Origin of the sequence: Sphaerisporangium corydalis, from assembly GCF_025506355.1 — a bacterium.
In the GTDB taxonomy this organism is placed as follows: Bacteria; Actinomycetota; Actinomycetes; order Streptosporangiales; family Streptosporangiaceae; genus Sphaerisporangium; species Sphaerisporangium corydalis.
This window is the reverse complement of the sequence record NZ_JANZYP010000032.1, coordinates 86803-98761: the sequence shown is the minus strand read 5'-3', so window position 1 is coordinate 98761 and position 11959 is coordinate 86803. Positions and strand designations below refer to the sequence as shown.

At 71.8% G+C, this 11959-nt stretch carries 7 protein-coding genes; all 7 read right to left on the bottom strand.

The features are described 5' to 3' along the window. Positions 1–337: 337 nt before the first annotated feature. From NYZ98_RS22145 to NYZ98_RS22115, 7 genes are read right to left on the bottom strand one after another with little or no spacing between them, the layout of a single operon-like run. A complete protein-coding gene (locus tag NYZ98_RS22145) occupies positions 338–3688 on the bottom strand; it encodes a 2Fe-2S iron-sulfur cluster-binding protein (RefSeq protein ID WP_262844767.1) in 3351 nt (1116 codons plus the stop codon). Then, on the bottom strand, positions 3685–3957 hold the full coding sequence (locus tag NYZ98_RS22140) for a sarcosine oxidase subunit delta (RefSeq protein WP_262844766.1): 273 nt from the start codon (positions 3955–3957) through the stop codon (positions 3685–3687). Before NYZ98_RS22140 ends, NYZ98_RS22145 begins: the two co-directional genes overlap by 4 nt. 15 nt (positions 3958–3972) lie before the next feature. After that, complete coding sequence (locus NYZ98_RS22135; RefSeq protein ID WP_262844765.1) at positions 3973–5184, bottom strand: sarcosine oxidase subunit beta family protein; 1212 nt, start codon at positions 5182–5184, stop codon at positions 3973–3975. Beyond that, the gene (locus NYZ98_RS22130) at positions 5181–7598 is read right to left on the bottom strand and encodes a GcvT family protein (RefSeq protein ID WP_262844764.1); all 2418 of its coding nucleotides are present in this window, start codon (positions 7596–7598) and stop codon (positions 5181–5183) included. The genes NYZ98_RS22135 and NYZ98_RS22130 overlap by 4 nt, the downstream gene beginning before the upstream one ends. A 42-nt stretch (positions 7599–7640) precedes the next feature. After that, the gene (locus NYZ98_RS22125; protein WP_262844763.1) at positions 7641–8627 is read right to left on the bottom strand and encodes an ABC transporter substrate-binding protein; all 987 of its coding nucleotides are present in this window, start codon (positions 8625–8627) and stop codon (positions 7641–7643) included. 51 nt (positions 8628–8678) lie between these two features. After that, complete coding sequence (locus tag NYZ98_RS22120; protein ID WP_262844762.1) at positions 8679–10658, bottom strand: ABC transporter permease subunit; 1980 nt, start codon at positions 10656–10658, stop codon at positions 8679–8681. After that, complete coding sequence (locus NYZ98_RS22115) at positions 10655–11716, bottom strand: quaternary amine ABC transporter ATP-binding protein (RefSeq protein ID WP_262844761.1); 1062 nt, start codon at positions 11714–11716, stop codon at positions 10655–10657. The genes NYZ98_RS22120 and NYZ98_RS22115 overlap by 4 nt, the downstream gene beginning before the upstream one ends. Between the last annotated feature and the right edge of the window lie 243 nt (positions 11717–11959).

Below are 11959 nucleotides of genomic sequence, written 5' to 3'. Positions count from 1 at the left end.
CGGCCGGTAGGGCGGGGGAATGGCGGCAGGGCCGGTAAGCCGTGGGGATACTGCCCGAGCCGAAGGCGAGGACCTTTCACCGGCTGGGCGCCGTATGAGGCGCCGGAATCGCCGTACCCCGTCCCACCGCGTCGGCGCCCAAAAACACGGCAGCGTGTGCGAGGAGTGATCGTGAGGTTCGGGGGCCGGGAGTCGGGAGGCGGGGGTCGGGAGGGCGGCGGCCGGTGGTCAGGGGAAATGGCGGTAGGGCCGGTAGGCCATAGGAGTACTGCCCGAGCCGGAGGCGAGGACCTTTTCAGTTGGGCTCGGGGCTGTACGGGGTGAAGTGGGTGCTGGGTTAGAGGTCGGTGGTGGCGTCGGAGAGCCAGGCGGTCAGGTAGCGGGCGTAGGAGGAGCGGACCAGGATCCAGAACTCGTCGTGCTCGCGGGCGATCAGGATGACCTGGGCCTGGGCGAGGGTGGTCTGGGCGCACCGGCCGGGGCCGAAGACCGACGGGTGCAGGTCGAGGGCGCATCCGTGCGCCAGCAGATCACGCGCGCCCGGCCCGGCGACGAGCAGGGTCGTCCGCTGCGCCGAGACGTCCGTCACGGCCACGTCCTCTGAGCGCGGCAGGTCGAGGTCGGAGTCTCCGATGACCAGCCATTCGTCGGGACCAAGCCACACCACGTCCGCTCCATTGAAACTCAGCCACGTCCCCGGTTCGACCGGCAGCCGCGACACGGCCGCCGGCTCGGGGTCGGCGTGGAGGTTCGTCGTGCGGAGGAGGCGGAGGTTCGTCATGGGGAGGAAGGGGAGCTCGTGTACGCGCAGCCGGGTGTCCGAGATGCCGTGGAAGGCCGTCAGCGGGCTCAACCGCTCAGGTGCAGCGTGGGGCCGCGACGGGAGATCAACTTCTTCTCGATGTCCTGCCGCGTGGGACAGGGCGGCGACGTCGGCCGGTTCTTCATGTCCCGCCGCCGAAGCGGGGGTGTCGGGCGGGGTGGGTGGTTCGCCGTCGCGGCGGGTGTTGTCGGGGTCGTAGAGGACGGAGTGGGTGATCGTCACGGGGGCGAGGGTGTCGCCGATGGGGGCGTACAGGCGGTCGCCGAGGCGGGCGCGGCCCCCGGTGACCAGCGCGAGCGCGAAGGTGCGGCCGAGGGCGGCGCTGCGGTAGCTGGAGGTGACGTGGCCGAGCATGGGCACCGGCGGTTCGGGGAGCCGGTCGCACGCGACGAGCTGGCTGCCCTCTGGCACGAGCAGGTCAGGGTCGTCGGGAAGCAGGCCGACCAGCTCGCGGCGGGCGGCCTGGAGGAACCCGGCGCGGCTGTAGGACCGTTTGCCGAGGAAGTCGGGCTTCTTCTTGGAGATGACCCAGTCCATGCCGAGGTCGGCGGGGGTGACCGTGCCGTCGGTGTCCTGGCCGACGATGGGGTAGCCCTTCTCGGCGCGCAGGACGTGCATGGTCTCGGTGCCGTACGGGGTGACCGCGCCGGTCGCCATGATCGAGTCCCAGAGGGCCAGGCCGTGCCACCACGCGACGTTGATCTCGTAGGCGAGCTCGCCGGAGAAGCTGATCCGGCAGACCCGGGCCTCGATGCCCACGACCTCGGTGTCACGCCAGGTCATGAACGGGAAGCTGGCCGCGTCGACCGCCAGGTCCGGGGCCAGCCCGGCCAGGACGTCCCGCGAGCCGGGCCCGGCGAGCGCGACCGTCGCCCACTGCTCGGTGACCGAGGTGCAGCGGACCCGCAGGTGCGGCCATTCGGTCTGCAGCCACTCCTCCATCCAGTCCAGGACGGCCGCCGCGTTGCCCGTGGTCGTGGTGACCAGGAACCGGTCAGGGGCCAGGCGGATGACGGTGCCGTCGTCGAAGACCATCCCGTCGGGCTTGCACATGACGCCGTAGCGGATCGCGCCCACCTTCAGGGTGCTCATCATGTTGGTGTAGAGCCGGTCGAGCAGTTCGGCCGCGTCGGGGCCCTGGAGGTCGATCTTGCCCAGGGTGGAGGCGTCCATGGCGCCCGTGGCCCGTCGTACGGCCCGGCACTCGCGCAGGACCGCCGCCTCCATGTCCTCCCCGGGGAGCGGGTAGTACCAGGGGCGTTTCCACTGCCCGACGTTCTCGAACAGGGCGCCCTGGGACACGTGCCGGTCGTGCGGGGCGGTGACCCGTACGGGGTCGGCCAGGGCTCCCCTGTCGCGGCCCGCGAGTGCCGCGAAGGACACCGGGACGTACGGCGCGCGGAACGTGGTCGTGCCGAGTTCGCCGACGCCGACGCCGAGCAGCCCGGCGATGATGGCGCTGGTCAGGGTGCCGGAGGTCTTGCCCTGGTCGTGCGCCGTGCCGGCCGTGGTGTACCGCTTGACGTGCTCCACCGAGCGGAGTCCCGCCGAGGTGGCCTCCTGGAGGTCGGCCACGGTGACGTCCCGTTGCAGGTCCACGAAGTGGTTCGTGTAGTCGCCGGAGGGGACGAGCCACAGGTGCTCGGGTGAGGGGCCGCTCGGGGGCGGGGCGGGGAGTGGGGCGGCGGTCCCGGCGGCCTCGCCATCGGCCAGGCATCCGGCGAGGGTGAAGATCCCGCGCGCCGAGCCGATGACCTCGGCCGCCTGACCCGGCGGTGCCGTGCCGTCCGGGACGAAGGCCGCGATCCCCTCGTCGTACCGCAGGCGCCCGCCGGCCTGGCCGTACAGGTGCAGGACGGGGTTCCAGCCGCCGGAGACGAGCAGCAGGTCGGCCTCCACCGGGTAGGACAGGGAGGGCGACGAGGTGATCTCGACACGGTGGAGGCCCTGGTCGGGGTCGGCGGCGGTGGCGGTGACCAGGTGGCCCTTCCTGGTGTCGGCGACGGCCGCGACCTCCACGCCCGCCGCCGCCAGGTCGCGCGCGGCGTCGTACCCGGAGTCCCCCGTGGTGAAGATCACGGCCCGGCGGCCGGGCAGGACGCCGTAGCGGTTCACGTACGCCCGCGCGGCCGACGCGAGCATGACGCCCGGCAGGTCGTTGCCGCCGAAGGCGATCGGTCGTTCGTGCGCCCCGGTCGCGAGGACGACCCTGCGGGCCCGGATCCGCCAGACCCGTTCCCGGGTGACCGCCTCCTCGCCGCGGCGTTCGACCGCCACGAGGTAGTTGTGGTCGTAGTACCCGATGACGCTGGTCCGAGGCAGCACCCGCGCGCCCGGCAGGGACGCCAGCTCGGCGGCCACGCCGAGGGCCCATTCGGTGCCCGGCATACCCTCCACCATGTCGCCGGTGTCGGGCAGAGTGCCTCCGGCGTGCGGGCGGTCGTCCGCGAGGATCACGCGGGCTCCGGTGCGGGCGGCGGCGAGCGCCGCCGTCAGGCCCGCGGGGCCCGCGCCGACCACGAGGACGTCGCAGTGCGCGTGGGTCGCGTCGTAGCGCGCCGGGTCCGGGTCAGGCGACAGCCGTCCCCGCCCGGCCAGGCCGGTGGCGGCCAGCCCTTCGTACAGGGGGATGGTGGTGGCCTGCACCATCGGCTCGGGGAAGGGCCGTTCGATCTGGACGACGGCGTTCGGTTCCTCGGTCCAGGCGCCGAAGATCCCTCGGGGGCGGCCGAGCGTGACGCTGGTCCCGATCCGCCGTACGCCGTTGGCGAGCAGTGCGGCGGCCAGGGTGTCGCCCCGGCGGCCCTCGTAGGGCCGCCCGTCGAAGGTGAACCGCAGCACCTCGCCCTCGCGGCCGCCCGTCATCGGGAACCCCCGTCCGCCGCGAAGGCCGGCGGGTGGATCTCGTGGGTGACGGTGTCCCGGGTGACGGTGAACCAGCGGCGGCACCCGGCCGCGTGGTGCCAGCGTTCGGCGAACGGGCCCTTGGGGTTGTCGCGGAAGAAGAGGTACCGCGCCCATTCCTCGTCCGTGAGGGCGCCGGGGTCGGCCGGGTAGGCGACGTGCGCCTGCCCGCCGTACCCGAACTCGGCCTCGTCGCGGGGCCCGCACCACGGACAGGGGATCAGCAGCATCGGCAGGGCTCTCCTTCAGTGGGCCACGGCGGCGGCGCCGTGCTCGTCCACGAGCGCGCCGGTGGTGAATCGTTCGAGGGTGAAGGGCGCGTTGAGCGGATGCGGCGCGTCCCCGGCGATGGTGTGCGCGTAGCACCAGCCGACGCCGGGGGTCGCCTTGAAGCCGCCGGTGCCCCAGCCGCAGTTGACGTACAGGCCGCCGACCGGGGTGAGGCCGACGATGGGCGAGGCGTCGGGCGTGACGTCGACCACCCCGCCCCATGTGCGCAGGACGTGCGCCCTCGAGAAGATCGGGAACAGCTCCAGTACGGCGGCCATCTGCCGTTCGATGATGTGGAAGGCGCCGCGCTGGCGGTAGGAGTTGTAGGCGTCGATGCCCGCGCCCATGACCAGTTCGCCCTTGTGCGCCTGGCTGACGTAGACGTGCACGGCGTTGGACATGACGACGGTCGGGTGGACGGGTTCGAGCAGTTCGGAGACCAGGGCCTGGAGGGGGTGGCTCTGCACGGGCAGCCGCAGCCCGGCCATCCCCGCCACCACCGACGAGTGCCCGGCGGCGGACATCGCGACGCGGCCCGCCGCGATCCGTCCTCTCGTGGTCTGTACGGCCTGGACCCTGCCGCCCGACGTCTCGATGCCGGTGACCTCGCAGTGCTCGATGAAGTGGACGCCCATCGCCGAGGCGGCCCTGGCGTACCCCCAGGCGACGCGGTCGTGCTTGGCGATGCCCGCGCGGGGCTGGTAGGTCGCGCCGAGCACCGGGTGGCGCGCGTCCTGGCGGACGTCGACGATCGGGCAGACCTCGGTGACCTGGCCGGGGTCCAGCCATTCGGCGTCCACGCCGTTCAGCCGGTTGGCGTTGACGCGGCGCACGCCCTCGCGCACGTCCTGGAGGCTGTGGGCGAGGTTCAGCACGCCGCGCTGGCTGAACTGGACGTCGTACCCGAGGTCGTCTTCCAGGCCCTCCCAGAGCTTCAGCGCGTGCTCGTAGATGCCGGCGCTCTCGTCCCACAGGTAGTTGGACCGGATGATGGTGGTGTTGCGCGCCATGTTGCCGCCGGCCAGCCACCCCTTCTCCAGCACGGCCACGTTGGTGATCCCGTGGTTCTTCGCCAGGTAGTAGGCGGTGGCGATGCCGTGCCCGCCGCCTCCGACGATCACGACGTCGTAGGAGCCCTCCGGCTCGGGACTGTCCCAGAGCCGGTCCCGGCCTGTCGTGGTCGTCATGCGCGGATCCGCTTCATGGCGGGGTCGAAGAGCGGTTCCTCCGTCACGACGGCGGGGATCCGCCAGCCGAAGTACCCGATGTGCACGGTCTGCCCGGGGTTGGCGAGGTGGGCGGGCAGCCAGGCGTAGGCGATGGCCTTGCCGATCGTGTACCCGTACGCGGCGCTGGTCACGTAGCCCACGCAGGCCTCGCCGTCGTAGACGGGTTCCTTGCCCATGACGACGCCGGTGGGGTCGTCGGTGGTCAGGCAGGTCAGGCGGCGGCGCACCGAGGCCTGGCGTTCCTCGAGCGCGGCCCTGCCGATGTAGTCGCCCTTGCCGGCCTTCACGGCGAAGCCCAGCCCGGCCTCGTAGGGGTCATGCTCGTAGGTCATGTCGGTGCCGAAGGAACGGTAGCCCTTCTCCAGGCGCAGGCTGGTGAACGCGCCGCGCCCGCCGGCGGTGACGCCGTACGCCTGCCCGGCCTGCCAGAGCGTGTCCCACAGCTTCAGGCCCATGTCGGCGGTGGTGTAGAGCTCCCAGCCCAGCTCGCCGATGTAGGACAGCCGCAGCGCGGTGACCGGCACCGATCCGATGTGGGCCCGCTTGGCGCGGAAGTAGCGGAACCCCTCGGCCGAGAAGTCGTCCTCGGTGAGCGGGGCGACCAGGTCGCGGGCGAACGGTCCCCAGACCCCGACGCAGCAGGTGCCGGGCGTGATGTCGCGGATGGTCACCGACGGGGGGCGGTGGCGGTTCAGCCAGTCGAGGTCGAGGTTGCCGTTCGCCCCGACCTGGAACAGCTCTCGGCCGAGCCTGGCGATGGTCACGTCGCTGCGGATGCCGCCGTCCCGGTCCAGCAGCAGGCAGTACGTCACCGTGCCGACGGGCCGGTCGACCGAGCCGGTGGAGACGCGGTCGAGGAACGCCGCCGCGCCCGGCCCGGCGACCTCCAGCCGTTTCAGCGCGGTCATGTCGTACAGCGCGACGCCCTCCCTGGACGCCCGCGCCTCGGCGCCGACGATCGGCGACCAGTGGCGCGCGGCCCAGTCGCCGGGCGCGGGGATGTCACGGCCTTCGGCGAGCGCGGCGTTGGCCTCGTACCACTGGGGCCGCTCCCACCCTGAGGCCTCAAGGGGGACGGCGCCGAGCTCGCGTTGCCGCACGTGGAAGGGGCTCACGCGCAGCGGGCGGAGGTTCTCCGGCGGCTGGAGCGGGTGGATGATGTCGTAGACCTCGACGAAGTTCTGGCAGTCGCGGGTCAGGACGTACTCCGGGGCGAGCTGGTGCGGCTCGAAGCGGTTGACGTCGCATTCGTGCAGGTCGAACGACGCGCAGTGCCCGTCGACCAGCCATTCGGCCATGGCGCGCGCGACGCCGGCCGAGTGGGTGACCCACACGGCCTCGGCGACCCAGAACCCTTCGACGTCCGGCGAGGGGCCGAGCAGCGGCATGTTGTCGGTGGTGAAGGAGAAGAGCCCGTTGATGCCCTCCTCGACCTTGGTGTCCCGGGCCGGGGGCAGCAGGGACAGGGTCTCGGTCCACGCGTCGGCGAAGTCGGCCGGGGTGAACGGCGTGACCGACGGCATCACCTCGGCGTCGTCCACCGGCGCGATCGCCTCGGGCCGCACCGGCATCGGGCGGTGGCCGTAGTAGCCGACGGCCAGCCGGTCGTACCGCTCGCGGTAGTAGAGGTCGGCGTCCTGGTGGCGCAGGATCGGGCGGGTCGCCTCCTGGTCCTGCCCGGCGAGCGCGGGGACGGGCCCGGTCCAGGCGAGCTGGTGGGCGAGCGGGGTGAGCGGGAGGGTCATCCCGACCATGGCCGCGACCTTGGGACCCCAGATGCCGGCGCAGCAGACGACGAGGTCGGCGGGGATCTCGCCCTGGTCGGTGACGACGGCGGTCACCCGGTCGTCCTCGACGCGGACGTCCAGCACCTCGTGCCGGTCAAGGACGCGGACGCCGCGTTCGCGGGCCAGCCGGAGCTGTTCCTCGACGGCGCGCACGGCCTTGGCGATGCCGTCGGCGGGGATGTGCAGGCCGCCGAGCACCCGGCCAGGGTCGAGCAGGGAGTGCAGCGCCACGCACTCCTCGGTCGTGAGCAGGTGGGCCTCGACGCCCCAGGCGGTCGCCCAGCCGTGCCGCCTGCGCAGCTCGGCGTGCCTTTCTGGGGTGGTGGCCACCTCCAGACCGCCGACCTGCAAAAAGCAGCCGAGGCCCATGAGCTTCTCGACGGTGTAGCGCGCCATCTCGGTCATGGTCTTGGACGGGTTGGTCTGGAACACCAGCCCGGGGGCGTGCGTGGAGGAGCCGCCCGTCTCGGGGACCGTGCCCTGGTCCACCACGGTGATGTCGTCCCAGCCTCTGGCCGAGAGTTCCTCTGCGAGCGCGGCGCCCACCACGCCCGCTCCGATGACGACGACCCGAGGGCCTGCCATTGCCACCTCCGTTACACGTACTGATCGGGATCGGCTCGAAGGTCAGCTCGCGGGCAGCCAGGCCTTCACCTTGTCGGGGTTGGCCTCGACCCACTTCTCCGCGGCGTCCGCGGCCGACATCTTGTCCTCGGAGATGTACTTGGCCACCAGGTTCTGGTCGTCGTTGGTCCAGGTGAAGTTCTTGACGAGCTGGTACGCCGGGCCGGCCGCGTCGGCGAACTTCTTGCTCACGACCTTGTCCAGCTCGTACGGCGGGTAGTCGCAGGCAACCTTCGCGGCGTCGGCGTCGCACCCCTCGGTGTACGCGGGCAGGTCGACCTTGACCAGCTTGACCTCCGACAGGAACCACTGCGGCTCGTAGAAGTACCCGATCATCGGCTTCTTCTGCGCCTCGGCCTGCCGGAACCCGGTGATCAGCGCCGCCTCGCTGCCGGCGTACACGACCTTGTAGTTCAGGTCCAGGTTCTTGACCAGGGCGGCGTCGTTGGTGACGAACGAGGGGTCGCCGTCAAGGAGCTGGCCCTTGCCGCCCGACTCGGAGGTCTTGAACAGGTCCGCGTACTTGTCGAGGTTCTTCCACTGGGTGATGTCGGGGTACTTCTGCGCCATCCACGGCGGCACGTACCAGCCGATCACGCCTTTGTTGCCGGTCGGGCCGAGGCTGAGGGCCACCTTCTGGTCGTCGATGTACTTCTTCTTCAGGTCGGCGTGGCCCCAGTTCTCCACGACCGCGTCGACCTCGCCGGTGGCGAACCCCTGCCAGGCCACCTCCTCCTTGAGGTCCTTCTTGGTGACCTGGCAGCCGAGCCGCTTCTCGGCCACGTACGCGATCACCGCGGCGTTGGCCTCGTACCCCACCCACGGGTTGATCGCGAGGTTCAGCGCGCCGCACGACTTCGCGGCCGGGGCCGCCGATCCCGCGCCGGAGGGGCTCTCGCCGACCTTCGCGCCGCCGCACGCGGAGGCGAGGAGGCCGGCGGCCGCCACGAGCACGACGGCCCTCGGCCCTACCATCCTGGAAACGCTCACAAAGGTCCTCCTGCGTCGAAGGCCGCCTGGGACGGCTGTCGTGCGTACATTTCAGGGCCGCCCGTGGGCGGCGGCGTCGGCCCGCCTGGCGGCGGACTTGGTGATCGCGGCCAGCATGGTGCCGAGCACGACGATCGCGAGCCCCGCGGCCAGGCCCTTGCCTCGGAGCTGGAGCTGGGAGAAGCCCGACACGACGTCGTAGCCGAGCGCCCCCGCGCCCACCAGGCCGCCGACCACCACCATGGCCAGCACGTAGCACAGGCCCTGGCTGGCGGCCAGGGTGACGGCGCTGCGCGCCATCGGCACCTGCACCTTGGAGATGGTCTGCCACGCGCTGGACCCGGCGGCCGTGGCGGCCTCGACCGCGCCGGCGGCGACGCCGCGGATCCCGTCGGCGACGAGCTTGGTCGCGACGGGCGCGGCGTAGACGACGGCCGCGAGGATCGCCGTGAACCGGGTGGCGCCGAACAGGCCGAGGATGGGGACCAGGTACACGAAGGCGGGCATGGTCTGGCCGGCGTCCAGCACCGGGCGGATCACCCGGTCGGCGCGCTCGTCGCGGCCCATCCAGACCCCGACCACGATGCCCAGCGCCATGACCAGCACGGTGGCCACCAGCGTCGAGGCCAGCGTCACCATGCTGTCCTGCCACAGCCCGAGCGCCACCAGCAGCGCCAGGCACACGGCGCAGACGACCGCGACGCGCACGGTGGCCAGGACCAGGGCGGTCACCGTCACGACCAGGAGCACCAGCCACCACGGCGACCCGGTCAGCACCGCCTCGAACGGGTTGAGCAGGCCGTAGGTGACGAGGTTCTTGAAGCCGTTGGTGGAGACGTACAGGTTGGCCTGCGCCCATTCGCTCGCCGCGTCGGCACCCTTGCGGACGAAGGACCCGATGTCCGCCTCTTTGGGAAACTCGGCGGCCCACACGTACACGTAGGACAGGTACAGGAGCACGGCGGTCACGGCCAGCACCACGCTCACCTGGACGCGGCGCCACAGCCGTCCCCGGGCGCGACCGGCGCGGTGGGCGGTCTCGACGCGGCGCCCGGCCGCCGAGGTGGCCCGGTCGAGCACGATCGCCATGATCACGATCGCCAGGCCGGCGTTGAACGAGGTGCCGACGTCGAGCGTCTCCAGCGCCTTCAGCACGGTCTTGCCGAGGCCGGGCGCGTCGATGAGCGCGGCGATCGTCACCATGGACAGCGCGGCCATGATCGTCTGGTTGACGCCGACGACGATGGTCCGCTTGGCCAGCGGGAGCCGCACCTTGCGCAGGAGCTGCCAGGGGGTCGACCCGAGCGAGGTGCCCGCCTCGACGGTGGCCTCGGGCACCTCCCTGATGGCGTGGGCGGTGATGCGGATCGCGGGCGGGATCGCGTACACCATCGTGGCCACGGTGGCGCTCGCCGGGCCGATGAGGAAGAACAGGGTGAGCGGCGCGAGGTACACGAACGTCGGCATCGTCTGCATGAAGTCGAGCACCGGGCCGACGAGGCGGTTGAACCGGTTGCTCAGCCCCGCCCAGATCCCGAGCGGGACGCCGATCGCCAGCGACAGCAGGACGGCGGCCAGCGTCAGCGCCAGCGTGTCCATGCTCTCCTCCCACAGGCCGAGCAGCCCGAAGGAGACGAAACCGGCGGCGGTCAGCAGCGCGACCCTGACGTTCCCATACAGCAGGGCGACGGCCGTGGCGACGGCGACGACGCCGAGCCACCCGATCACGGGCACCGGGCGGCCGAACGACGGCCGGCTGATCAACGCCTGGACGAACGTGACGAACTCATCGATGAACAGCCGGATGTAGTTGATGAAGTACAGGAACAGCGGGTTGGAGTTCCGGCTGTTGTCGATGGCGTCGGCCGCCTGGCCGATGCGCTCGTGCAACGGAGTGAGCTCGGCGCCGCCGAGCGGCAGGGTGGCCTGGCCGCGGAACAGGATCCACAGCAGGATCCAGGCGGCGAGGATCCCGCCGAGCAGGTACGGCCGCGACCACACTGGCCGGCGCGCCACCACGGTCGCGGTCATCCGGCGATCACCTCGAGGATCTCGGCGCTCCCCACGACGCCCAGCAGCTCCCCGTCCGCCGTGACGCGCACCGGGCGGTCGGCGCGCAGCACGGTGTGCACGGCGTCCTTGATGACGACGTCGGGCCCCAGCTCGGGGCCGTCCAGCGCGTCGCCGTCACCGGGCGGCCTCATGATCCAGCGCAGGGTCAGGACCTGCGCGCGGGACACGTCGCGCACGAACTCCCGCACGTAGTCGTCGGCGGGGGCGCCCACCACCTCGTCGGGGGTCCCGGTCTGCACGATCAGCCCGTCGCGCATGACCAGGATGCGGTCGCCGAGCTTCAGCGCCTCGCTCAGGTCGTGCGTGATGAAGATCATCGTCTTGCCGACCTCGCGGTGCAGGCGGATGACCTCGTTCTGCATGTCGCGGCGGATCAGCGGGTCCAGGGCCGAGAACGGCTCGTCGAAGAACAGCACCTCGGGGTCGACGGCGAGCGCGCGGGCCAGGCCGACCCGCTGCTGCATGCCGCCGGAGAGCTGGTCGGGGTAGGAGTCGCCGTACCCGGTGAGCCCGACGAGGTCGAGCATCTCCGTGGCCCGCCGCCCGCGGGCGTCCTTGCCGGTGCCGCGGATCTCCAGGCCGTAGGAGATGTTGTCCAGCACGCGCCGGTGGGGCAGCAGGCCGAAGTGCTGGAAGACCATGGCGAACCGGCGGCGGCGCAGCTCGCGGAGCTCCTTGCCGCCGGCCAGGCGGATGTCCTGCCCGTCCAGCAGCACCTCGCCGGCGGTGGGCTCGACCAGCCGGGTCAGGCAGCGTACGAGGGTCGACTTGCCCGACCCCGACAGTCCCATGACGACGAAGACCTCGCCGCGCCGTACCGCGAACGAGGCGTCGCGCACGGCGGCGACGCAGCCCGTGCGCTCCTTGAGCTCGCTTCGGGAGAGCTCGGCGAGCGGCGTGCCCGCCACCCGGTCGGCGCGGGGCCCGAAGACCTTCCACAGGTTGCGCACATCGAGGATCACCGGCTCCTCGTCCGTGGGGGGCTGCGAGAGCTCGGCCGGCGACGTCGCGGTCATGGTCACCTCGCAGTTCGAGGGGTGGAGGCCGGGGGCGCCCTCCATCTTCCCCCGGGGCAGAGATCTGTCCCGGGCCTCTCTTTTCGCATCCAGTTGCGTATCACGCACCAGAATGCTCAACGAGGAACAGAATCGACCCTGGCGTGGGCCTCGTCAAGGCTTGTCGCGTTTCCCTTGCCGACCGAAACACGCACCACCGCGGCACCACGGACGTGAAGGATCCGCCGCCGGTGACACGGGCCC

What these genes read in the sequence shown, in the direction of transcription:
- NYZ98_RS22145 (WP_262844767.1), bottom strand. Translation starts at nt 3,688, where the DNA reads ATGACGGGCGGCCGCGAGGGCGAGGTGCTGCGGTTCACCTTCGACGGG.
- NYZ98_RS22140 (WP_262844766.1), bottom strand. Translation starts at nt 3,957, where the DNA reads ATGCTGCTGATCCCCTGTCCGTGGTGCGGGCCCCGCGACGAGGCCGAG.
- NYZ98_RS22135 (WP_262844765.1), bottom strand. Translation starts at nt 5,184, where the DNA reads ATGACGACCACGACAGGCCGGGACCGGCTCTGGGACAGTCCCGAGCCG.
- NYZ98_RS22130 (WP_262844764.1), bottom strand. Translation starts at nt 7,598, where the DNA reads ATGGCAGGCCCTCGGGTCGTCGTCATCGGAGCGGGCGTGGTGGGCGCC.
- NYZ98_RS22120 (WP_262844762.1), bottom strand. Translation starts at nt 10,658, where the DNA reads ATGACCGCGACCGTGGTGGCGCGCCGGCCAGTGTGGTCGCGGCCGTAC.
- NYZ98_RS22115 (WP_262844761.1), bottom strand. Translation starts at nt 11,716, where the DNA reads ATGACCGCGACGTCGCCGGCCGAGCTCTCGCAGCCCCCCACGGACGAG.